19 protein-coding genes are annotated in these 22537 nt (G+C 54.2%); 5 read left to right on the top strand and 14 right to left on the bottom strand.

The genetic code is table 11. The features are described from left to right. Positions 1-25 precede the first annotated feature (25 nt). Positions 26-637, bottom strand: coding sequence for a DNA-3-methyladenine glycosylase (locus tag J7I43_RS14410; protein WP_209146381.1), 612 nt, complete (start codon positions 635-637; stop codon positions 26-28). A 91-nt stretch (positions 638-728) separates the two neighbouring features. Between J7I43_RS14410 and J7I43_RS14405 the strand changes: the two genes are divergently transcribed. Both J7I43_RS14405 and J7I43_RS14400 read left to right on the top strand, forming a co-directional pair. Beyond that, positions 729-1502, top strand: coding sequence for an EI24 domain-containing protein (locus tag J7I43_RS14405; RefSeq protein WP_209146380.1), 774 nt, complete (start codon positions 729-731; stop codon positions 1500-1502). Next, the gene (locus J7I43_RS14400; protein WP_209146379.1) at positions 1492-2196 is read left to right on the top strand and encodes an SAM-dependent methyltransferase; all 705 of its coding nucleotides are present in this window, start codon (positions 1492-1494) and stop codon (positions 2194-2196) included. The genes J7I43_RS14405 and J7I43_RS14400 overlap by 11 nt, the downstream gene beginning before the upstream one ends. Positions 2197-2347: 151 nt before the next feature. Here the strand turns inward: J7I43_RS14400 and J7I43_RS14395 are convergent, their stop codons facing one another. Both J7I43_RS14395 and J7I43_RS14390 read right to left on the bottom strand, forming a co-directional pair. Further along, positions 2348-2743, bottom strand: a complete 396-nt coding sequence (locus J7I43_RS14395; RefSeq protein WP_209146378.1) for a hypothetical protein — start codon at positions 2741-2743, stop codon at positions 2348-2350. 2 nt (positions 2744-2745) lie between these two features. Next, positions 2746-4119: a M20/M25/M40 family metallo-hydrolase gene (locus J7I43_RS14390; protein ID WP_209146377.1), complete on the bottom strand. Its 1374-nt coding sequence runs from the start codon at positions 4117-4119 to the stop codon at positions 2746-2748. An 80-nt stretch (positions 4120-4199) separates the two neighbouring features. Here J7I43_RS14390 and bshA point away from each other — a divergent pair, with 80 nt between their 5' ends. Continuing rightward, positions 4200-5336 (top strand): N-acetyl-alpha-D-glucosaminyl L-malate synthase BshA, encoded by a 1137-nt coding sequence (bshA, locus tag J7I43_RS14385; RefSeq protein ID WP_209146376.1) that lies wholly within the window; start codon positions 4200-4202, stop codon positions 5334-5336. Between the two features lie 45 nt (positions 5337-5381). Here the strand turns inward: bshA and J7I43_RS14380 are convergent, their stop codons facing one another. From J7I43_RS14380 to porU, 7 genes are all read right to left on the bottom strand, one after another. Beyond that, on the bottom strand, positions 5382-6803 hold the full coding sequence (locus J7I43_RS14380) for a murein hydrolase activator EnvC family protein (protein ID WP_209146375.1): 1422 nt from the start codon (positions 6801-6803) through the stop codon (positions 5382-5384). Between the two features lie 56 nt (positions 6804-6859). Continuing rightward, the gene (locus tag J7I43_RS14375; RefSeq protein WP_209146374.1) at positions 6860-7693 is read right to left on the bottom strand and encodes a DUF4292 domain-containing protein; all 834 of its coding nucleotides are present in this window, start codon (positions 7691-7693) and stop codon (positions 6860-6862) included. A gap of 43 nt (positions 7694-7736) precedes the next feature. After that, positions 7737-9476 carry a tetratricopeptide repeat protein gene (locus J7I43_RS14370; RefSeq protein ID WP_209146373.1) on the bottom strand — a complete coding sequence of 580 codons (1740 nt, stop codon included), beginning with the start codon at positions 9474-9476 and terminating at the stop codon, positions 7737-7739. 2 nt (positions 9477-9478) lie between these two features. Beyond that, entirely contained in the window at positions 9479-9922 is a 444-nt protein-coding gene (dut, locus tag J7I43_RS14365; RefSeq protein ID WP_209146372.1) for a dUTP diphosphatase, read from the bottom strand. Between the two features lie 34 nt (positions 9923-9956). Beyond that, positions 9957-10439 (bottom strand): 2-C-methyl-D-erythritol 2,4-cyclodiphosphate synthase, encoded by a 483-nt coding sequence (gene ispF / locus J7I43_RS14360; RefSeq protein ID WP_209146371.1) that lies wholly within the window; start codon positions 10437-10439, stop codon positions 9957-9959. Between the two features lie 90 nt (positions 10440-10529). Then, positions 10530-11696 carry a type IX secretion system outer membrane channel protein PorV gene (gene porV / locus J7I43_RS14355; RefSeq protein ID WP_209146370.1) on the bottom strand — a complete coding sequence of 389 codons (1167 nt, stop codon included), beginning with the start codon at positions 11694-11696 and terminating at the stop codon, positions 10530-10532. A gap of 120 nt (positions 11697-11816) precedes the next feature. Next, on the bottom strand, positions 11817-15098 hold the full coding sequence (gene porU / locus J7I43_RS14350) for a type IX secretion system sortase PorU (protein WP_209146369.1): 3282 nt from the start codon (positions 15096-15098) through the stop codon (positions 11817-11819). A 291-nt stretch (positions 15099-15389) separates the two neighbouring features. Here porU and J7I43_RS14345 point away from each other — a divergent pair, with 291 nt between their 5' ends. After that, positions 15390-16940, top strand: a complete 1551-nt coding sequence (locus J7I43_RS14345; RefSeq protein ID WP_209146368.1) for an SUMF1/EgtB/PvdO family nonheme iron enzyme — start codon at positions 15390-15392, stop codon at positions 16938-16940. Positions 16941-17346: 406 nt separating this feature from the next. On the opposite strand, the gene bcp is transcribed toward J7I43_RS14345, so the two are convergent. Next, complete coding sequence (gene bcp, locus J7I43_RS14340) at positions 17347-18636, bottom strand: thioredoxin-dependent thiol peroxidase (RefSeq protein ID WP_209146367.1); 1290 nt, start codon at positions 18634-18636, stop codon at positions 17347-17349. A 7-nt stretch (positions 18637-18643) separates the two neighbouring features. Beyond that, complete coding sequence (locus J7I43_RS14335) at positions 18644-20335, bottom strand: M23 family metallopeptidase (protein WP_209146366.1); 1692 nt, start codon at positions 20333-20335, stop codon at positions 18644-18646. Between the two features lie 123 nt (positions 20336-20458). Between J7I43_RS14335 and J7I43_RS14330 the strand changes: the two genes are divergently transcribed. Further along, positions 20459-20866, top strand: a complete 408-nt coding sequence (locus J7I43_RS14330) for a DUF4332 domain-containing protein (protein WP_209146365.1) — start codon at positions 20459-20461, stop codon at positions 20864-20866. Between the two features lie 49 nt (positions 20867-20915). On the opposite strand, the gene J7I43_RS14325 is transcribed toward J7I43_RS14330, so the two are convergent. Together J7I43_RS14325 and J7I43_RS14320 are read right to left on the bottom strand one after the other, a co-directional pair. Then, positions 20916-21719 (bottom strand): ABC transporter ATP-binding protein, encoded by an 804-nt coding sequence (locus tag J7I43_RS14325; protein ID WP_209146364.1) that lies wholly within the window; start codon positions 21717-21719, stop codon positions 20916-20918. After that, positions 21716-22501: an ABC transporter permease gene (locus J7I43_RS14320; protein WP_209146363.1), complete on the bottom strand. Its 786-nt coding sequence runs from the start codon at positions 22499-22501 to the stop codon at positions 21716-21718. Before J7I43_RS14320 ends, J7I43_RS14325 begins: the two co-directional genes overlap by 4 nt. Positions 22502-22537: the final 36 nt, after the last annotated feature.

Genomic DNA, 22537 nt, shown 5'->3' with positions numbered 1-22537 from the left:
GCCGGCCCTTCTTATTTCCGGGAATTTATCGTTCCAGTCCTTTCCCTTTGCTCACCCAGGGGCTGCCTTTTACGGAAAAACGGTAGGGCAGGTAAGCGTCTTCCAGCGCATAGGCCACGCCTACGCGCGTGCCGGCCACAATGTCCTTCTTCGGCACGGGAGGCGCATCTTCTATCCAGATCGTATCGCCGAGCAGGCTTTGCCCGGTGAGCGCGGTGGTGATGCCCAGGGCTTTGGAAAGACTGCCGGGGCCGGCGGTGAGCGTGTAATCCAGCTTTTGTTTGCCGCACCGGAAAAGCATGTGCCCGATGCCTTCGAGCGGCTCGAGGCCACGCACCAGCACGGCATGCGGCGTATCTTCCCGGTTGGTCACCACGTTAAAAAGATGATGAATGCCGTAACAAAGATACACATACGCCACGCCGCCGGGGCCGAATATCACCTCCGTTCTGTTCGTGCGGCGGTTGTTCCAGGCGTGCGAAGCCCTGTCTACTGCGCCATTGTACGCTTCCGTTTCCACTATTCTTCCCGAGGTGAGCACCCCGTCTATTTCTGTCACCAAAACCTTGCCCAACAGGGCTTTTGCAACTTTTAACACATCTTTATCAGCATAAAACGCCTGTTCCAGTTTAGCCATACTGCAAAATATTACTATTTTACATGCGTTACATCGTTGTTCCAATGTTTACTCCCTTTGCCTGATTGCGTCATTTTAAAAAGAAAGTCCTTTGTTTTCATTAAGAGAAGTATTGGGCGCCATCCAGTCTTACGGTAAAGCGCACCAGTTCATTTCGGCAAACCGGTTGTGGAAGTGGATCATCATCCCCGGCATTATTTATTGCCTCCTGTTTATGGTGGGCATTTATTTCGTGTGGGACTATTCGGGCGTGTTCATCGATTATGTTCTGAACCTGCTGACCCTGAAAACCTGGATCGAAGAAGTGCAGAACGGCTGGGTGAATTTCCTGTTCCTGCTGGTGGGGTTTGCTGTGCGCATGGTGTTCCTGCTCATGTATTTTTCTTTCTTCAAATATCTTTTCCTGATCGTGGGATCGCCGCTGTTTGCCTACCTGTCCGAAAAAACGGAAGCGATCATGCAGCGGAAAGATTTTCCATTCAGTTTTGAACAGCTGATGAAAGACGTGGCGCGCGGCATCCGTCTTTCGCTGCGCAACCTGCTGTACCAGACCGTTTTCATGCTTATCATCGCCATACTGGCCTTTATACCGATCCTTGGCTGGCTTACGCCGCTGATCGCGTTGTTCGTGGAATGTTATTATTTCGGTTTTTCGATGATGGATTACAGCTTCGAGCGCCGCCGCTGGACCATGAAACAAAGCATCACGTACATCGGCCAGCACAAAGGCATGGCGATCGGTAACGGGGTCGTGTTTTACCTGATGATGTTCATCCCGCTGCTGGGCTGGATACTGGCGCCCTGTTACGCCGTGATCGCCGCCACCATTCATTTACAACAACAACGCCTGCCCGATGCCCGGTAAAGTTTTCCTGGTGCCCACGGTACTGAGCGCGGACGCGCTTTTCAGCCTGCCGCCTTACATTACGGACACGGTGCGGCAGCTCAGAATATTTTACGTTGAAAATGAAAGAACGGCACGCCGTTTCCTGAAAGCCCTGGACCGGTCTATTGATATCGATTCGCTGCAGCTGCATCTCATGAACGAACACAACCCGCCCGACCTCCCGCTCGCGCGCAAGCTGCTGCAGGAAGGCCATTCCATCGGCGTGATCAGCGAAGCGGGATGCCCCGCCATTGCAGATCCCGGTCAACTCGTGGTGCAGGCCGCGCACAGCATAAACGCCGCGGTGGTGCCGCTGGTAGGCCCCAATTCCATGCTGCTGGCGCTGATGGCCTCAGGTATGAACGGGCAGCATTTCCAGTTCGTGGGTTACCTCCCGGTAAAACCGCCCGATCGCGCCAAAGCGATCAAAGAACTGGAAGCCGTTTCCGCGAAAAAACAACAAACGCAGCTTTTCATTGAAGCGCCTTACCGCAACAACCAGCTGCTGAAAGATATCCTGGCTAACTGTAACGACCGTACGCAGCTTTGCGTAGCCGCAGACCTTACCGGGCCAACGGAGTACATCCGCACGCAAAGCGTGGCCCAGTGGAAAAAGCAGACCGACGCCGATTTTCACAAACGGCCGGCGATATTTTTGTTGTATGCGGGGTAGGGAAATATAAAAACGGGACAAAAAATATGGTCAAATCATTGGAACTGATCGAAGCAGACCCGGTTGCATTTGCCGCGAAAGCCACGCTGCTTAAAGATTAAACTGAAAAGCCGGGCTGAACACAGCCCGGCTTTTTCAATAATATTCTTTTTTATAACGGCACCTTCTTCCCGGTAGCCGGGTCGGTTACAGACAACACGCTGTCTACGATAAAATTGCTGTAACCGCGCCAGGGCAGCGCGCCGAGATATTCTTTATAATGCAGCTCCAGTACCTTTCCGCTGGCAGCCATCAGCTGCGCGGCCACTTTTTCGCTGGTCACTGAAAACTGGAACTCGTTGGACTGCACCCCGCCCAGGTTCTGCGGTTTAAAGCCGGTCTGGATCAGGCGGCCTTCGTACGTTTTCCAGACGTAACCTTTCTGCACGAAAAAGTTCAGCTCACCGGCTTTGGTGCCCCGCCCGAAAACGAAATAATAGCGGATCACAAAGAAGATCCCGAAAATGAGCAGCAGCACGGCCACTAAAACGAAGAGAAATCTTTTCATAGTTATAAACCGTATTTGTCTACGAGATATACCAGCGCGCCCATTCCAACGGCGCCCAGTTCCATTTCGCGCTTGTTCACGGCTTCAAACACGTCTGAAGCGGCGTGGTGAATATCAAAATAACGTTGGGAATCGGGAGAAAGTTCAGCCATCGGCGTGCCGAGCAGGTTGTGCAGCGGGCCAACGTCGGCCCCGCCGCCTACTTCGTCGAAATCGTAGAGGCCGTAGGGCAGGAAAAGCGGCGCCCAGCTTTTGATCTTGTTGCGCTGCGCATCGCTCATGTCCATGATAAAACCGCGGGGCGTGAAACCGCCGGCGTCGCTTTCGAGGGCGAAAAGATGTTTTTCGTTGTTGGCTTTGGCTTGTTCCGCGTATTTGCTGCCGCCGCGCAGGCCATTTTCTTCATTGGCGAACAGCACCACGCGGATGGTGCGTTTGGGCCTGATGCCGAGGGCCTTGAAAGCGCGGACGATCTCGATGCTCTGCACGCAGCCGGTGCCGTCGTCGTGCGCGCCTTCGGTATTGTCCCAGGCGTCGAGGTGGCCGCCTACGGTGATGTATTCGTCGGGAAATTCGCTGCCGCGCAGTTCGCCGATGATGTTATGCCCGACGGTATCGGACAGCATTCTGCAATTGGTGCGCAGGAAAAGTTTCATGGAAGGATCGCCTGCAATACGTTTGCTGAGCACTTCCGCGTCTTTCAGGCCGATGGCCACCGCGGCGATCTTGGGGAAAGAATCGTTGTAATGCAGGCCGCCGGTATGCGGGTGATTGTCTGTACTGTGGCTCATGGAACGCACCACCACGGCCAGCGCGCCGTATTTCGACGCGCGGCTGGCGCTGCGGGTGCGGTACAGCACCGCATCGCCGTAGGAACGGAAAGTTTTGATGAACTTTTGGTTAAATTTATAATTGAAGAACACGATCTTCCCTTTCACCTGGTCTTTCTTTTCTTCCAGTTCATCGAACGTGCGCACCTCCATCACGGGCGCGGTAACGCCTTTCTCGCCGGTGCCCACGGAATTGCCCAGCGCAATGATATTCAGCGGCGCCACATAATCGCGGCGGCGGCTAACGATGCGCGCCTGCTCCCTTTCACCGCGAACCCAATGCGGCACCATACATTCCTGGGTATAGACCTTATCGGCCCCGGCCGCTTTCAGCGCGGCTTCGCCCCATTTTTCCGCCTTCACCATCTGCGGGCTTCCGGCCAGGCGGCCGCCGACAGTTTTAGTGAGCACGCGCAGGTTTTCGTAGGCCTGCCCGTTGGTCAGCACCTCGTCTGCCAGGCGGCGGATAGTAGCGGAATCGTCTTGCTGCGCGAAGGAGAATTGCGCCGCGCAGCAGGCCAGGAGAACTAAAATTGGCTTTCTCATCGTGTGGATTCAGATTTTGGCTTTAAAGCTAACTAATTTTAAAATATGTACCTTAGCAACTCATAAAAACCACAACAGGGATGCGCATTGGAATAGTTTGCTATCCTACTTACGGGGGTAGCGGTGTGCTGGCGACAGAATTAGGGAAGGCGCTGGCGGACAAAGGGCATATGGTACATTTTATCACTTACCAGCAACCCGTTCGCCTCAATGGCTTCCACGCCAACATCTTTTATCACGAAGTACAGGTTCCTACATATCCGCTGTTCGACTTTCCACCTTATGAAAGCGCTTTGAGCAGCACGATGGTAGACGTGATCCTGAACCAGAAATTGGACCTTTTACATGTACACTATGCCATCCCGCACGCCTCCACGGCTTACATGGCACAGCAGATCGTCGCGAAACACGGCCGGTACATTCCTTTCATCACCACCCTTCACGGAACGGACATTACGCTTGTGGGCAAAGACAAAACCTATGCCCCGGTAGTCACCTTTTCCATCAACGAATCCGACGCCATTACCGCGGTATCGCACAATCTCCGGGAAGAGACCTACAAGTCGTTCCCCATCGAAAAAGATATCTCGGTGATCTACAACTTTGTGGACACGGCGCGTTTTACGCGGAAAGAATTACCGCATTTCCGCCAGGCCATTGCGCCGAAGGGAGAAAAAATATTGCTGCACGTGTCTAACTTCCGTAAAGTGAAACGCGTGCCCGATGTGGTGAAAGTATTCAAGCAGGTGCGCGACGTGATGCCGGCAAAACTGCTGCTGGTGGGCGACGGGCCAGACAGGCCGTCTATCGAATGCCTCTGCCGCGAGCTCGGCCTTTGCGACGATATCCGTTTCGTGGGCAAACAGGAGCAGCTGGAAGACGTGATGTCTATCAGCGACCTGTTCCTGCTGCCATCGGAATACGAAAGCTTCGGCCTCGCCGCCCTGGAAGCCATGGCTTCGCAGGTGCCGGTGCTGAGCTCCAACGCGGGCGGCCTGCCGGAGATCAATATCGACGGGGTTACCGGCTACAGCAGCCCGGTGGGCGATGTGGACCAGATGGCGGCGCACGCCATCAGCATCCTGAAAGACGAAAACCTGCTGGCGCAGCTCCGCAAAGGCGCGCTGGAACAGGCTTTGCGCTTTCACATCGACAACATCATCCCGCAGTACGAGGCTTTGTACGACAACGTCATGCAACAGGCATTGGTAAAATAAAAAAGGCGTCCCGGTCGGGACGCCTTTTTTGGCTTTGATATTTTCCTAACGCGGTTTGATCCATTGATTGGCGTTCTGCAATTTATCGAGTTTGTAGATCTGCACTTCTATGACGCCGGCGCTTTGTTCTTCATTGCTTTTCGCGGTGCCGATCACCTGGCCGGTGCTGATCTTCTGGCCGGATTTTACATTGAAGCTCAGCAGGCCCACGTAGTTCGTGAAGTACTGGCCATGTTTCACGAGGATGGAATATCCTCCGCCGGGGATCGCCATTACCACTCTCACTTCGCCCTCGAATATGGCTTTTACGTTGCCGCCTTTGCGGGTGGCGAAAATCATTCCGTCGTTCTCTTCCACTACTCTTTCCATGTCCGCATTGCGCTGTTTGCCAAACCAGCCGATGATCATGCCTGATTCAACGGGCCAGGGCAGTTTGCCGCGGTTGTCTTCGAACTTCTCGCCAAGTGCCGCCGCTTCGGGAGAGGCTTCCAGCACGTTGTACACGCGGGTAGGTTTTTCAGGCTCCGCGGGCTCGGGTTTGGGCGGCGGGGGCACGGGGGCCGCGGGCTGCGTGGCAGCGGCCGTATTGTTCCCCGCATTGTTGCTGGCGGCGGCTTTAGCGGCAGCTTCTTTCGCTGCGGCCAGGGCGCGTTGCCTTTCTTCTTCCCTGCGTTTACGCTCGGCGGCTTCAGCGGCTTTCCTGCGGGCCAGCTCTTCGGCTTCCTTCCTGCGCGCGGCTTCTATTTCTTTCCTGATCACGGCGCGGATCAGGTCCTGTATCTTTTTCTGGTCTTTCTGTTTCTGGCTGATATCCGCCAGCAGCTCTTTTTCGCGGCCTTTCAGCTTGGCTACCACTTCGTCTTTTTCCTTGCGGTCTTTTTCGAGGGTGGAGCGTTCTTCCTGCTCGGTTTTGAGCGTGGCGGAACGTTTCACGCGCTGGTCCTGCAGATTTTTCACTTTCAGCTGCAGCTGCGCCTGCGTTTCGATAATATTATCGGCCTGGCGGCGGCGGAAGTCGCGGTATTGTTTGAGGTATTGATAACGCTTAACGGCTTCGTTGAAACTATCCGCGGAAAAGATGAAGTTCATCAATGCGTAGGAACTCCGGTTCTTGTACGCCGCCACGATCAGCTGGGCGTATTGCGCCTTGAGCGTGTCCAGGTCGCTCTGGAGCGTTTTTACATCACGCAGGGCGCTGTTGATGTCGCCATTGATGAATTTGATCTCGTCGTTGATGTTGCGGATCATTTTGCTGCGCACATCGATCTTGTTGCGCACCGCGCGCAATTGCGCCAGACTTTCCTTGCTGGATTTTTTCGTTTCTCTCAAAATAGCCTGCGCTTCCTCCATTTCCTTCTGCAGCTCGCGCTTTCTCTTCTCCAGTTCTTCCCGGGATTGGTTTTGCGCATGCAGCATTACGGGCAGGAACACCAGCGCCAACAACAAAACAGGGATAAACTTTTTCAATTGCACCATATTGCTATTTAGTGATGATTATAACGTTAAATATACAACGAAATTGTTTACTCGCGGGTGTAGGATGGAGGAATGGTAAAGGGGAAAGTGAGCTGTTTGTTCAGTTCCATCTTTTTAAAATCAAGCGCCACTTTCACGACGTTCTTTTCCTCCACGTAGATCTTCCGCTGGAAGGCCATTTTTTTATTCTCCACCTGCTTGTGATCGCCGTAGGTAAGCTCTACCACGCGGGGATCGGCCTTGGTGCTGTCTGTTTCGGTGATCTTGCACTGCTGTACCAGGAAGTCGTCTGCAAACACATTGAACATGCTTACCAGCCCGGGTTGTAAAGATGTAAAAGAAATGATGGACGGAGTGGAAATGATATTGCTGATGGAATCGGAGAAAAACACGGGGTTGCCCACGATCAGGTCCTGCAGGGCAGCCAGGCTGAGGTCCATTTTCAGCAGTTCGCGGCCTTCGCTTACGCTGCGGAGGGTAACAGTATTTTCGAGCTTGTTGATGATCTTGATGCTGTCTTTGGTAACCAGTATTCTCGCGCCTTCCACGTTCAGCGGGCCGGATACGCGTATCCAGATCGCGCTGTCGTACATCATGCGCACGTTCACGCCAAGGTTGTTCATTTTTTTGCCCTTGTCGTCTTCGTAATCCATTTTCATTTCGGCGGAGAAGGTCTTGTATTCCAGGCGGTTGGCATTCACTTTTTCGTGGATGCTGCGTGCGAGCGCCAGGTCTTTTTCGCGGCTGAGCGAATCGGCAGCGGCATGCGGCCCCGTAGTGTCTGAAGGAAAGGTGGCGCGTGTGATCTTCGTGGAGCGGCAGCTGAACAGGGCCAGGCTTACCAGACATATAACAAGCTGTAGTACTGCTTTTTGCTTCATTTTTGCGTATAACGTTTTATGATTCACCGGTGAATGCGGGCATTCATCGGTCCATGTTCCTGATGTAGCGTTTCTCGGCTATTTTCCGCGCGAGGCCGTGGGAATTGGCGCCTTTGGCTTTCGCCAGCTGCCAGTACTGAACGGCTTTTTCTTTTTCGTTCAGGTTAAAAAGAATGTCCCCGTAATGTTCCAGCACGTCCGGGTCCTGCTGGGCTTCGGGGTTCTGCAATGCTTTTTCGATCCACAACCTGGCTTCTTTGTAACGCCCGAGCCTGAAAAGTATCCAGGCATAGGTGTCCATGTAGGTCGGGCTTTCGGGCTTCAGCTCCAGCGAGCGGCGGCTGAGCTCTTCGGCTTTCTCCAGCTTGTCTCCCCGCATGGAAAGATAATAGCTGTAATTGTTCATCACGATATGGTCTTTCGGCCGGATGCTCAGCACCATGTCGTAACAGCTGTCGCTGCGGGCATGCATGCCGCTGGCGTGATAAGTGTCTCCCAGCAACGCGTACACATCTCCCACAAAACGTTTCTCGCCGCCGATCTCCAGCGCCGTGTTAAGCGCGCGGGCCGCGGCGTCGTGCCGTTGTTTGAAATAGTTGGCGAGGCCGTTGAAATAATATCCCATGAACTCTTTCGGGAACTGCCCGATCACATGTTCGCTGACGCGCAGCAGGGAATCGGACTGATCTGCGCGGGAGTACATCCACATCAGCTGGTACCACACGCTGAAACGCGTGCTGTCCAGCGCAATGGCCTTGTGATAATTCACGATGGCGCTGTCTGTCATTTCCGCCTGCGAAAACATATCCGCCCGCAGCGCGTAGGCTTTCGCCTCGTTGGGATGCGCATCTACGATCATTTTGGTGAGCAGGATGCCCTCCGCGCGTTTGGACGTGTCTCTTTCGGCCATTTGCAGGTACGGGTATACGAAAGATACTTTTTCGTCGATCGTATATCCCGGATTTGCGAATGCTTTTATAAGGTATGCGCGGTATTGCGGTTCGTTGCCGTTTTTCTTTTCAAAGTTCGCGATGGCGATCAGCGCGCGCGGGTGCTGCGGATCGATGGCGAGGATCGTGTCGTAAATGGCGCGGGCTTCCTCCGTGCGTTCCACGGATTCGTAGATCTCTGCCAGCAGGCCCCAGTAGCGCAGTTCGGCCGGCTCCTGCGCGATCAGCCGCCGCACTTCAGACGCGGCCGCGTTCACCATCCCGAGCCGCGAGTACACGCGCTGTTTCTGGAAAACGATCTCTTCCGCCACGCCTACCCTCGCTTCCAGGGAATCGAACACTTCGAGCGCTTCGGTATAATTTTCGGCTTTGGACAACGAAATGCCTTTATTGAAAAGCAGTTCATCGTCCAGCGGGTTTTGTTTGCTGAGGCGGCCGTATACGACTGCGGCGCTGTCGAACATTTCGTTCACGGAAAAAGCATCGGCCAGCGCCATCTGGAACCATTTGTTGGAAGTGTCCATGGCGGCGGCGCGGCGCGCGAAGCCCAGTGCGTATTGTGGATTGCGCACCTCGAGAAAGAGGCGGCTCAGTTCGTAATAAACGGTGGGATTGTTGCGGTTGAGACGGATGTAATCGGAATATTGCGTGATCGCCGTTTTGTAATCGCCGAGTATTTTGGAGCGCTGTGCGGCAAAAAACAGGCTGTCTGCCCGCTGCGACATCACCTCCTGTTGCAGGGGGCCGGGTGTGGAAACGACTTTTTTAGTGTTCCCACAGGATGCGGCGATAATGCCGGCGGTGACAGTTATGAATATTCCGGTTAAACGCATGCTCAGGATTTTCCGGTATGGCCGAACCCACCGGCGCCTCTTTCCGTGTCAGACAATTCGGGCACTTCGGCCAGCGTTGCCTGCACGAACGGCGCGATCACCATCTGGGCGATGCGGTCGCCATGCTGGATGGTTTGCGGTTCGTTGGATAAATTGATCAGGATGATCTTGATCTCACCCCTGTAATCTGCATCTATCGTGCCAGGCGTATTCAGCAATGTGAGGCCCTGCTTGATGGCGAGGCCGCTCCGGGGGCGCACCTGCGCTTCAAAACCCGCGGGCAGTTCCATGAAAAGGCCGGTGGGCACCAGGGTGCGTTCCAGGGGCTGCAGCGTGATGGCAGCTTCCAGGTTCGCGCGAAGGTCCATGCCGGCGGCGTCTGCCGTGGCGTATGAAGGCAAAGGGTTTGCTGAGCGATTGATGATCTTTACTTGAATATCAGCCATTGAACAAAGGTAAAACAGTTATCTATAAATGAATTTATTGCTTTTCCAGCAGCACGGTGGCATAAGCCACCACGCCTTCTTCCCGGCCCACAAAACCGAGCTTTTCGGTGGTCGTCGCTTTGATGGACACTTCTTCCACCGTTACGCCGAGATGTTGCGCGATCACTTCCTGCATGGCGGGAACGTACGGTTTGATCTTGGGCGCCTGCAGGCAAAGCGATGCGTCCACATTCACCACGCTGTAACCTTTCTGCGCGATCAGCTCTTTGGTGCGCGCAAGTAAAATTTTGCTGTCGATGTTTTTGTACGACTGGTCCGTATCCGGGAAATGCACCCCGATATCGCCGAGACTGGCGGCGCCCAGCATGGCGTCGCAGATGGCGTGCAGCAAAACGTCCGCATCGCTGTGGCCCAGCGCGCCTTTGGTATGCGGCACCAATACGCCGCCCAGCCAGAAGTCCCTGTCTGGCACCAGTTGATGAAAATCCACTCCTAATCCGATCCTTAACTTACTCATAATGTTTATTTAGCAGGCCCGTAAAATAATAAATCCCCCTTAGCTTCGGAGGATTTATTCAACTATCGGTGATTATGGCAAATATACGTTCTATTCTTCATTAGCGCCGATGTCGAAGCTGAGCGTGAAGCGCAGCGTGTTAGACAGCGGATTGCGCTGAATGCCCGTTCCCGAAGGCACCAGGTAAGAGAAATTCAGCCCGAAGATGTTGTATTTCACGCCCACGCCCGCCGTAAAATATTTACGGTTGCCTTTGGTGGCGTGTTCGTTGTAATAACCGGCGCGCACGGCGAACAGGTCGTTGTACCAGTATTCGCCGCCGATAGAATACATCAGCTCATGCAGTTCTTCCTTCATGCCGCCCGGCGCATCGCCGAAGGAGGAAAACATGCCTTCCAGCACGCTTTTGTCCGGGTATACCAGCATCGTGTCTCCCTGGTATTGCGGCGTGGGCACCAGCAGTTTGTTCACGTCGAGGGTGAAGCTCACTTTGTTATACTCGTCGATGCCGATGGTGTAAGCGGCGCCGACGCCCAGGTTGGTGGGGAGGAAGTCTTTTTGTGCAGACTGCGTGTAGGAGATCTTCTGACCGATATTGGTGATGGCGAAACCAAAACTGAAATTGTTGTTCACGCCATTGTTGTTCTCGAAATCCTTGGTATAAAAACCGGAAAGGTCGGCGGCCACGGAGCGCCCTGGCCTGATCGGCTGGTTGTCGATGGTGCCGGAAGCGAGGCTGGAATGAATGTAACGAAGCGCTACCGCCACGCTCCAGTTGTCGCTGAGCTTGCGGGCGTACCCTGCGTCCAGCGCCCATTCGCGGGGGCGGAAATTACCGTCGAACTGGCCGTTGCTGTTCCTGAACTCGATGTCGCCGAGCGAGAAATAACGGAGGGAGCCGCCGATGGTCTGCAGTTCGTCCAGCTGGGTGTAACCCGCCACCTGTGCGAGGAACACGTCGTTGACAAGCTCTTTCAGCCAGGGCGTATAAGTAACGGCCACCGCCGATTTTTTAGCGGCGAAGGGCAGTTTGGAAAAGTTCCAGTATACTGAATTCGCGTCGGGCGAAATAGCGATGCCGGCGTCGCCAAGCGCGCCGCTGCGGGCATCCGGGGATATTCTTAAAAAAGGAACAGCCGTGCTGATTACATTCGACCTGCCGTCCAGCGGCGTGCCCGGGTCCAGCTGTGCGTAGGAGCGCTGGCATAGGAACAGGGAAAAAATGCAAATAACAACTGTCGTTATCCTGGAAAACATGCAATACTGAATTTTAGTTAGCTTAAACGTAAAAATAATGTCTAATTCATTAAATCCAAGTAAAGGGCGTCAAACGTATAATATTATTATTTCAAATATAGTCAATTTTTAATCTATACATTATAATAATATCAGTTGTCCTCCGAATACTTTTTGAGAATTGTCCTTACCCTTTACAACGATTTGATAAAAGTAGATGCCAGGGGCCACTCTCGATCCTGTGTCGGCCGTACCATTCCAGGAGACGCCATCATAACGGCCATTTCCTGTGTTTATTGTGCGCCGGATAGTGCTCACTTGTTGTCCGGCGGCTGTAAAGATACGTATAACCACATCAACATCAACGCCTTGCTGGTTGTGATAAAAGATAAAACGCGTCCGGTCCCGGAACGGGTTGGGATAATTGCCCACCTTTTCCACTGCCAGCGTGGTTTTGGGCACAACTGTAAAACGGATGTTAACGGTCGAGGAATTGTTGTAACCGTCCCAGGCGCGGATGGTAAGCGTATGCTCTCCCGGGCTCAGCCCCGCCATGGGGAACCGGATGTCGCCCTCCCGGTAATCGCCCGCCACGGATTCGTAAAACTCGTTGAGAATGAAGAATTGCGTGCTGTCGTCGAGGATGGCGGTAATGTCGTGCCCGATGCCGTTGCCGGTGGCGTTTATTCCGCCCGGGTCGCTGAGATGTATGAGCAGCAGCGGGCTTTCATTGGTAATATCTCCGCTTGAAAAACCCCGGTCGTTCATCCAGGCGCCGATTTCCGGGCCCTGGTCGTCTTCCGCCGCGTCCGCCGCCGTACCATTAGCTGCCAGGCGGTTATAAAATCCGCCGCCGTCTTCCGACGCATTCCTGGTATAATAACTGATGCGCGCGTTCCCGTCTGCCTGGCTCATATCTTTCGGTGCCACGAACGTAAACCTGAACCGCCCGTTCACGACGGTATCCCTTCCACGGAACAAGATCCTGTCCTGCACCGAAAAATTCACCGGCGTGCTTCCGGGGTCGTTCCCGCGCGTGGCCCGTCCGGCCGGTTTGTCGTACACGGTCACATCGAGCATGCCGTTGTAACCTGTTTGCACGTTTCCTGCAGCATCGCGCACGCTGCCTGCCAGGGTATATTTTCCCAGCGCCTTCAGCGTATCCCCCTGCTCAATTTCCCGCCCGTTCAGCGAATCGGTGTTCACCCGCCATTTCGGGAAGGCCAGCGGCAGGGAAGGGTCGCCCAGCAGCTGGAATTTCCGGTTATTGATCACATCCCCGTTCTGGGAATAGGTATCGTTTTTTGCCAGCATGGCGCCCTCGCCCAGCGTAGGCATGCGCCCGCCCGCGCCCGGGGTAAATGCCCGCCGGAAATAATTGGCGTTCATCACGAGGTTGGAATAGGCGAATACCGCGCGGGTGGTGGTCATCAGCGCGATGGCCCCGCCGTTTTCGCGCATCAGCAGCTTTTCGCCGAGGGAATTGAAGTCCGGGTTGTCGAATGGCGCGAAGTCGCAGGTGGCGGTCACCATCAGCGGCAGCTTGCCGGCGTTCTGCCAGCCGTCGATCGAGCTTTCTTCGAGCACGGCTTCTTCAGCCAGGCGGTTGAAAGTACCGTGTCCGGTATAATTCCACACGAGGTTGCCGCTGTACATCCGCTGACGGATGGCTTCATTTACCGCAGGGTAGCGGCTTCCGGCGGAAGTGGCCACCTGTGGAAAGGCGTCCAGGTAAAGTTTGCCGGTATTAAAGGCGGTTTCTTCCCCGGTGATCACGCCGCTGACGGTTTCGGCGTCTTCGAGATGAAGATTCCCGTCCTCATCATCCGCCACAAAGGTCATTTCTTGCCGCCAGGGGCCGAAAGTCGCGGGCGTATTGTATTCCATGATCTTCTTCACCGCAACCTCCGCTTCGGCAAGACTTCTCACCGGCAAGCGGCCAACGGCCACGTCCAGCAGGGCGCCGCTGCCATTGATGTCGTCGGCGTCGCCGAGGAAACCGAAAAAGTCGTCGGACATATAACTATTGATGCCATGCAGCGAAATATCGCTTTGCCAGGTGGGCACGAAGTTGGTATTATTTTCCAGGCGGTCTTTATAGTCGTACGACGCGCGGCCCAACAGCAGCACATATTTCAGGCCGCCGCGATCGTATTGCATTTTCAGGAAATCGCGCAGCGCGGCCGGGTCGCCGGTGCCGGAGCCAAATTCGTTCCAGATCAGCGGAGTGGCTACCACGCTTACTTTCAGGCCACTTGTTTGGAGGTGCCAGGCGGCCAGGCGGTTGGCGGCGGGAAGAAAAGCTGGCGGCGAAATAATGAGCATGTCCGCAGCGGAAAGGCCGTGCAGGTCCTGGTTGGCCACCGGCCCGATGTATTGGGGCGCGGGAAGACCGGCGGGGTTGAAAGCCGCGTATTCCCGGAGCACGGCCGCATCCCTGGAGAAACGCAGCATGGTGCCGTTGAGCGAGGTCTGCAGCTTTACCGGCCTGTCCGGCACGGTCACGTCCCAAACGATCGTTTGCGCGGTACCGTTAGCGAGCTCGAAACCGGCGGTTTGTCCCGCGCCCGTGCTTTGCCAGTCACGGAACAGCAGGGCGCCCTGCGCCGGAAGCGCAAGCGGGCAGCGGCCTTCGAGCGCCAGGAAGTCCAGCCAGCCCTGGGCGCTCGCATTACCCGTGAATTTCAGCGTAAAATCGCCCGCCCCGCCAATTGGCAGCCGTTCGGTGACGGTGCTGGCGTAGGTTTCGAAGATATTCCCGGTTACGGGCGGCGGCAAAAAAGATTTTACGGCGGTATTGTTAAGCCCCAGGTCGAAACGCGCGCCGGAAGTGCTGCGCGCGGCCAGCCTGATGCGAAGCCGGGCGTTGCTGAGGCCCGCTGGGGCAACAAGCGTGTAATTCCTTTCGGTAACGCCACCCGGCACGGTGCTGAACATTGCGCCGAACCATTCCTTCCCGCTGGACAGCACGCTGGTTTCGTCTTTTTCATAAAAATCATGAAAATCATACGCCGTAACGGTCTGCGTGGCTATGGGCGCGGCAGGGTCCGTAACGATCCGCAGCCCGCCGGGGGCGATGTTCAGGAAATAACAGGCTGAATCTGAATAGATATTGTAAGTATGGTAATACCCGCTGCCGTCCCGCTGCCAGCGATGCGGCCCGGGGGCGTAAAATAAAAGGTAGTCATTCCCGTTAAATAGGCCATCCCCCCCATCTTCTACGAAAACGGCATTTTGCCGGAGATCGTCGGGCCTGGGGGCGGCATTGTCTTCGGGGACGATCCCGCCGCCGTTGCCGAACAGCCTGATGGAACCGGAAATAAGACCGGTGGTGGAAATGCCCATGGCATTGAGCTGGGGAACGTCGATCTTATAGATACCGGCTTTTTTTACGGCGATTTTGTACCAGCTTCCGCCTGCCAAAACGGAATTTGGGGCGTAAGCACGCTGGCCCGCAACCTTTCCGGCCCCGCAAAACAGGCAAAGGAAAACGCAAAAGGCAAAGCGGGAGCGGTTCATAAAGAAATGGCAGGGTTTTATATCTAACGCAAACCTAATGTATTACGGGGGATTTCGCAACCTGGCGGGCTCGTCCGGTAAACTTTTACAGTTATTACATTACAGATTAATTAATTTTGTTATAAAATAAAAAGAATTACATTTGCGTTTACCTAATTGAATACCTAAATTGTATCGATCAAAAGCTGTTATCGCATGCGCAGATTAACCTCCTTATCCTTGATTGTAGGCACCGGTGTGATGTTGTCCATGTCGGCCTGTAGTAAGAATGGCGGTGGCCTCTTCGGGAAGAAGAAAGAATCTTCTTCCGCTACTGGTTGGAATTATAACGACCCGAAGATGGGTGGTTTTTCCGTTGCCAAGAGTAAAGACCAATTCACCGGTCCCGGCCTTGTTTTCGTTCAGGGCGGTACATTCGCCATGGGCGCCACCGAGCAGGATGTCATGATGGACTGGAACAATATACCCCGCCGTATCACGGTTTCCTCTTTTTATATCGACGAGAACGAGGTTTCCAATGTGAATTACCGCGAGTACTTGTACTGGCTCACCCGTATGTACGGCGAATCTTTCCCCGACGTATATCGCAACGCCCTGCCCGATTCGCTGGTATGGCGCAGCGAGCTGGCTTACAACGAGCCGCTGGTGGAATATTATTTCCGTCACCCTGCTTATAACGACTACCCGGTGGTTGGCGTTACCTGGAAGCAGGCGACCGATTACGCCAAATGGCGTTCCAACCGTGTAAACGAAAAACTCCTGATGGATGCCGGCCTGTTGTCTCAGGCAGACATCATGAACCAGGCAGACGATAATACTTTCGACAGCAAGTCTTACCTGGCGGGCCTTTACGAAGGCACTCCCGGCAAAATGAGCAAAAACGCCAAAAAGCAGTTCAGCAATCCAGACGGCTCTCCGCGCGGCGCGCAGTTCGAAGACGGCATCATGCTTCCCAACTACCGCCTCCCGACCGAAGCGGAATGGGAATATGCGGCGCTGGGTTACATCGGCCAGAACCCGAATCCTTCCAAAAAAGAAGGCAAACGCGGTGAAGAGCTGATCATGAACAAACAGATCTATTCCTGGGGCACCAACAACAGCGGCCTGCGCGACATCCGCCGCGGCAACTGGCAGGGCCAGTTCCTGGCGAACTTCAAGCGTGGTTCCGGCGACAATATGGGTATGGCAGGCGGTCTGAACGACCGTGCATCCATCCCCGCACCGGTGCAGTCTTATTTCCCGAACACTTTCGGTATCTATAACATGTCCGGCAACGTGAGCGAGTGGGTGAACGACGTTTACCGTCCGCTGACCACCATCGATGGTGACGACTTCAACTACTTCCGCGGTAACAAATTCCAGACGGTTTACCAGAACGCCGAGAAAGAGTTCGAAAAAGACAGCCTGGGCGCGCTCAAAATGCGCGACGTGACCGATGAGGAATCCGCCAGCCGCCTGAACTACCAGAAAGGCGACGTGATCAACTACCTGGATGGTGACAGCCTGTCCCTGGTTGAATACGGCTACGGCGTGACCACCCTGATCAACGATAAATCCCGCGTGGTGAAAGGCGGTAGCTGGAACGACCGTGCTTACTGGCTTTCCCCGGGCAACCGCCGTTTCATGCAGGAAGATATGGCGACGAATACGGTAGGTTTCCGTTGCGCGATGGACCGTGTGGGCAGCCCCGAAGGGAACAAGTTCAAAACCGGTCAGATCTTCCGCAAACAGCGTCAAAAACGATAACAACAGCCAACTGTTTCCATACGAAGAGGCCGTTCCGCAAGGGACGGCCTCTTTTATTATGCCGCAGCTGCTAACAATTCCTTACTCGGACAAGCCTGATTTCACGGTATTAATCCGCAAGCATGTTTGTGCGGCGCAGCCCGACTATAAAGATCAAAAGATTTGCGGGTGAGTGTAAGATTCCGGAACATCGTTAATGTCGGAAAGCGACCTTTGAGAAGCCATTTTGACTGATTGGCGCCGGTGTGTTCAGTATCGTTTTAATAGCGCTTTAGTAGTGCTTTAGTAGCGTAAAAGCGTTCTCACCCGTAATGGAACCATAGTAACAAAGCCCGAAGAACTTGAGTATAAAATATAAAAGCCGCTCCGGGCATTCCGGAACGGCTTTTCAAAAATCTGTTTATGCTTAGCGTTTCTTCGCTTTGGTTTTTGCCTTCGCTTTCGGAGCAGCTTTTGCTTTTGCGACGGTTTTGGCTTTCGCCTTTGCAGCCGGTTTCGCCTTTGCAGCGGTTTTAGCCTTTGCAGCGGTTTTGGCTTTTGTTTTGGGCGCGATTTTGGCCTTTGCCGCGGTTTTGGCTTTCGCCTTTGGAGCTGCTTTCGCTTTGGCCTTTGCTTTCGAAGCTACCTTTGCTTTCGATTTCGGAGCGGCCGCTTTTTTTGCCGCAGTTTTTGCTTTGGCTTTCGGCGCTGCTTTTACTTTAGCTTTTGCTTTTGCAGCCACTTTTGCTTTTGGTGCAGCTTTTTTGGCAGCGGTTTTCGCTTTGGGCGCCGCAGCTTTTTTAGCCGCGGTTTTTGCTCTTGGAGCAACCGCTTTTTTGGCGGCAGCTTTTTTAGCCGGCTTAGCTTTTACGGCTGTTTTAGCTTTCGCCTTCGCTGCGGTCTTCGTTTTTGCTTTCGGGGCGGTTTTGGCTTTGGGCGCAGCTTTCGCCTTTGCTTTCGGAGCAGCTTTGGTAGCGGTTTTCGCTTTAGCCTTGGGCGCAGCCTTCGTTTTCGGAGCGGTCTTCGCTTTCGGAGCGGCTTTCGCTTTTGCTACCGGCGCGGGCGCAGCAGGGGCTTCTTTCGCTTCATCTTCGTCCTCCTCATCCTGATCATCATCTTCTTCGATGATATCCATTTCCACTTCAACGCCTTCTTCTTCGTCTCCGGCTTCGTTCTCAATTTCTTCTTCCGCAACGGCCGCAGCCTCTGCGTTAGGGTCTTCCGGCCTTACAACCGGTTCCCAGCCTTCCGTATTTCCTTCCCACAATTCGATGATCTCACGCGCATGATCACCGTTTTCGGGTTTATGAATGATGTGGGCAATTCTCCCCTCCTCGTCTATCAGGAAAGTAGTGCGGTGCGTACCGTCGTAAGTGCGGCCCATAAAGGTCTTTTCGCCCCATACGCCGTAATCGTTCAGGATCGTATGGCTCTCGTCTACCAGCAGCGGGAAAGGCAGCTCGTACTTGTCCGCGAATTTTTTGTGGCTTTTCTGGTCATCCTCGCTCACGCCGAGCACGGCATAACCTCTCGTCATCAGCTGGGAATGGTGGTCCCTGAGATTGCAGGATTGCGTAGTGCAACCGGGGGTCATGTCGTGAGGATAAAAATAGAGGATCACTTTTTTTCCTTTAAAGTCGGCCAGCGACACAGTATTGCCATGCTGGTCCAGGGCGGCAAATGCGGGGGCGATATCCCCTTCTTTGAGGTGCGTCATGGTTTTACTAGCGTTTAAACGGTAAAGTATATGTGGTTTGATTGTTTGCAATGTCAGTAACGGTTAACGTCAATGTATGGTTACCGGGTGGACAATGCTCATCAAAGTTATAAGAAAGTACATTACTTTTTCGCGATAAACGCAACCATTTTCCATCTAATTCCGCGCGGTAAGATTTGATCCCGCTTGCATCGTTCATCGAAAACGCGATTCTCGTTGCTTTTGAAAGGTTTGCATTTGCTTTCACCGCGCCGAGCGCCGCCACGCGCGGCGCAACCGTATCTGCCGTAAGATAAAAATCCCCCAGGTCGCGGAACGTGCCGGTAAACCACCCGTTCTCCGGTACAGCGGCTGAAACGCTTTCTCCCAGGCCCTTCCGCACGATCACCATTTTATTCTGCAGCTCCGCTGGCACCGGTTTCGTAGGGCGTATGCGCAGGCCGAAATTGTAGTGAACGGGGATCAGCGCGGTATGCAGGCGGTAAGTATTCGAAAACGCACCGGCATTGGGCAATTCCACGAAACGGAAACAGATATTGTCGTACAGGCTGCCCTCTTCGAGGAAAAATTCTACCTGGTCGTTCTCAAAAATATTACGGCTTTCCGGGTACATGCGGTTGGCGCAGGTAGGCACCGGCGCGGGACCGCTTTGCTGCTGCAGCGTCAGTTTCACGTCGGACTTGTTCCCGTAAGCATCGGTCACGCGGAGGGTTACCGGGTGGGGCTGTTTGTCGCCCAGGTCGATGATGCCGTCGCCGGCAACGTCTTTGTAAATATCCAGGCGGTTGCCGGGCAGGGCAAACAGCAGTTGCACGTACGGCCCGCCGCCTTTTTTCAGTTTGTAGTCGATATGCGCATTGAGGTACCGCGTTTCGTCGTAGCCGATATTATCCAGCTGGAAACCGCAATCGATCTGCCCGTCGCGGATGATCATGGCTTCGTAAATGCCGTTGGGGTTGGCGGAATTGCTCTGGCGGTCCAGCGCGCTGACGCCGAGGCCCACTTTGCTGGTCGCCACTTTCACCACCGGCCTGGAAGCTACATAGTCGCCGGTTTTGGTGCGTTTTACCGGGATGGTGACCGGTGTTTGCTCGTACAGGCTGCGGGTACGGTCGTACACCACGATGCGGGAAATTTCCGGCACCCGCTTATCGGGAATACTGAACCCGAAAAGCATCGGGTTGAGCGGTTTCTCGGTTTTGGTATCCCTGATCTCGAAATGCAGGTGCGGGCCGGCCGAGCCACCGGTATTGCCGCTCCAGGCCACAAACTCACCCTTTTTAACGGGGAAAAGGTTCGGCGGGATGGTCAGGTCCGTCGCCCAGCTTTCCGCTTCGTATTGTTTGCGGGTCAGGTATTCGTCGAGCAGGGGATAAAATTTGTTGAGATGGGCGTATACGGTCGTGTACCCATTTGGGTGAGTGATGTACAGCACGTTGCCGAAACCCAGGTGGCTGACGCCCACACGGCTCACATAACCGTCTGCCGCGGCATGTACGGGCAGGTTCTCCCGCTGCTGCGTTTTCAGATCGAGCCCCGAATGGAAGTGATTGGGCCTCAGTTCGCCGAAATTCCCCGCCAGCTCCATGGCCACGTTCAGGGGATTTCTGAAATATCCTTTCGGGTAATGCTTTTCCGGAAGTTGCTGCGCCATTATCAGCTGCGGCAGCAAAAGCAAGAGTACGATCGATCCTTTCATCCTGCAAATGTAATAGTTATGCAGTTTTACCCGGAGATTTTAGCGCATTCACCACGATTTAACATATTTTTTTCGGGCGGATTATGCGTTTTCGTTAATTTCCGAACTGCTAAAACAATTCTTATGAGCTATCCGATTCAAGAGATCCAGGGTATTGGCCCCAACTACGCAAACAAACTCACCGGCCTCGGCATCAACACCGTCGCCAAGCTGCTGGAAGACGGCGGCACCAAAGCCGGCCGCACCAGGCTGGCGGAATCTACCGGCATCCCAGAAGCGCTGATCCTCACCTGGGTGAACCATGCAGACCTCATGCGCATCAACGGCGTGGGCGGCCAGTTCGCCGAGCTGCTGGAAGCCGCGGGCGTGGATACGGTAAAAGAGCTCCGCAACCGCAATGCCGAAAACCTGTTCGCAAAAGTTTCCGAGCTCAACGCCCTCAAAAACCTGAGCGGCCGGGCGCCCTCACTTTCAGAAATACAGGGGATGATAGACCAGGCCAAAGACCTGGAGCCTGCGCTCGCTTATTAAAAAATAAAGGGCCGGTACGCGCCGGCCCTCGTTTTCTACTGATATCAACCTACAACTGTTTCTTTATTTCTTCGATCAGCTCCAAAAACCTGCGGTCTGTGCGGATGTCCGGCTTCCAGGCGAGGCCCGTTTCGCACAGATCGTATTCTTTTTTGATCGTGGCGCCTTCCTTCCCTTCCTCTTTTCCCAATATCCACACCGTATCCGCCACCGCGGCGGCGTTTTCGATGTCGTGGCTCACGATCACCAGCGTGTTTTGCTCGCTCAGCATAGACACTTTCCGCAACAGCGCGATCACCTTGTCTACCATCAAAATGTCCAGCCCCGAAAAGGGCTCGTCCAGCAAAATGAATTTGTTGCCCGTCAGCACCTGCTGGATAATGCTCACCCGCTGGCGCTGGCCGCCGCTGAGCTGCGCGGGGTATTTGTTTAAATGTTCCGCCAGGTCGAAGGTTTCCGCATAATCCCCGATCACGCGTTTTTTCTCCGCTTCGGTTAGCGTTACACCGGAATTGTCCAGCCCGATCTTCAGGTTGCGGTAAATGGTACGGTGGTTGAAAAGAATGTAGTTCTGCGGCACTATGCCCACCTGCCCCGGCTTTACAGCGTGCTGGCCTTCGCCGATGCGCACCGTGCCTTCCGTGGGCTGTACCAGGCCGGCCATGATCTTGAACAATTGTGTTTTCCCGATGCCGCTTCTCCCGATCAAAGCCACTACCTGCCCCTGCTCCATGCCTTCGCGATGGATGTCGCGGATCTTGAAGTTCACGTCGCGCAGGATCTTTTTTTCTCCGTATTGCAGGTGTACGTACTCTGCGCTCAGCAACACCTGCTTTTTTGTGTATGCGTTCATCGGCGGGTTTGAAGTTTGGTGTAAGGAAATAACCAGTGGCGGAAAAGCCCCAGGATGAAGTCGAAAAAAATGCCCAATGCGAAAATGATCACGAGCGTGCCAAAAACGATGTCCAGCTGCACGTATTTATTCGCTTTGATCAGCATCACGCCAAGGCCGCCCTGGCTCATGCTGAGCCCTTCCACCGAGGTGATCATCAGCCAGGCAATGGCAAAGTTCTGCCGCATCACTTCAAACACCTGGTCCAGCCGGCCCACGATCACTACTTCCCAAAGGCTTTGCCAGCTGTTCATCCGCAGCGTGGTGCATAATTCAAATTCCTGTTTGCTGATGCCGTCTATCACACCCAGCAAAGTGGTCACAAAAAAGGGAACGATGCCGAAGATCAGCAGGCTCAGCTTCAGCTGGCCGCCGTTTTGCGTCAGCAGGGTAAACAAAAAGATGAGGCCGGTCAATGTCAGGTAACGGCATTTGATCACGAACCTCGCAATGGGTTGAAAGGCCGGCACTATGGACAAATAACTGATAAAAAGGGCGATGATGATGGACAGCACCATCCCTTTTATCGTGAGCGCAATGCTGGCAAAGAGATTATCAATAAAATCCGGCATCGAAAAAATAGTGCCGACGGCTTTCAAAACCTTATCCGGCGTGGGAATCAGCCCACCTCCGCTCAGCTGCCACACCAGCAGCGCCAGCACGGCTTCCGCCACCAGCAGCGTGGTCATGGTCTTTTTGTCCAGCACTTTGAGCGGTTCGAAAATGGCTTTCAGTTTATTCATAAAGCAAAAATTTGAAAAGGTGCCGGCCGGAATATC

This window comes from Chitinophaga chungangae, from assembly GCF_017742215.1.
GTDB classification, from domain to species: domain Bacteria; phylum Bacteroidota; class Bacteroidia; order Chitinophagales; family Chitinophagaceae; genus Chitinophaga; species Chitinophaga chungangae.
This window is presented reverse-complemented; position numbering and strand designations above follow the sequence as displayed.

Coding starts and splice junctions, on each gene's coding strand:
- J7I43_RS14375 (WP_209146374.1), bottom strand. CDS start 7,693: ATGAAGCAAAAAGCAGTACTACAGCTTGTTATATGTCTGGTAAGCCTG.
- J7I43_RS14325 (WP_209146364.1), bottom strand. CDS start 21,719: ATGAACGCATACACAAAAAAGCAGGTGTTGCTGAGCGCAGAGTACGTA.
- porV (WP_209146370.1), bottom strand. CDS start 11,696: ATGTTTTCCAGGATAACGACAGTTGTTATTTGCATTTTTTCCCTGTTC.
- J7I43_RS14335 (WP_209146366.1), bottom strand. CDS start 20,335: ATGAAAGGATCGATCGTACTCTTGCTTTTGCTGCCGCAGCTGATAATG.
- dut (WP_209146372.1), bottom strand. CDS start 9,922: ATGGCTGATATTCAAGTAAAGATCATCAATCGCTCAGCAAACCCTTTG.
- J7I43_RS14370 (WP_209146373.1), bottom strand. CDS start 9,476: ATGCGTTTAACCGGAATATTCATAACTGTCACCGCCGGCATTATCGCC.
- ispF (WP_209146371.1), bottom strand. CDS start 10,439: ATGAGTAAGTTAAGGATCGGATTAGGAGTGGATTTTCATCAACTGGTG.
- J7I43_RS14390 (WP_209146377.1), bottom strand. CDS start 4,119: ATGAGAAAGCCAATTTTAGTTCTCCTGGCCTGCTGCGCGGCGCAATTC.
- bshA (WP_209146376.1), top strand. CDS start 4,200: ATGCGCATTGGAATAGTTTGCTATCCTACTTACGGGGGTAGCGGTGTG.
- J7I43_RS14410 (WP_209146381.1), bottom strand. CDS start 637: ATGGCTAAACTGGAACAGGCGTTTTATGCTGATAAAGATGTGTTAAAA.
- J7I43_RS14320 (WP_209146363.1), bottom strand. CDS start 22,501: ATGAATAAACTGAAAGCCATTTTCGAACCGCTCAAAGTGCTGGACAAA.
- J7I43_RS14330 (WP_209146365.1), top strand. CDS start 20,459: ATGAGCTATCCGATTCAAGAGATCCAGGGTATTGGCCCCAACTACGCA.
- J7I43_RS14345 (WP_209146368.1), top strand. CDS start 15,390: ATGCGCAGATTAACCTCCTTATCCTTGATTGTAGGCACCGGTGTGATG.
- J7I43_RS14400 (WP_209146379.1), top strand. CDS start 1,492: ATGCCCGGTAAAGTTTTCCTGGTGCCCACGGTACTGAGCGCGGACGCG.
- J7I43_RS14395 (WP_209146378.1), bottom strand. CDS start 2,743: ATGAAAAGATTTCTCTTCGTTTTAGTGGCCGTGCTGCTGCTCATTTTC.
- bcp (WP_209146367.1), bottom strand. CDS start 18,636: ATGACGCACCTCAAAGAAGGGGATATCGCCCCCGCATTTGCCGCCCTG.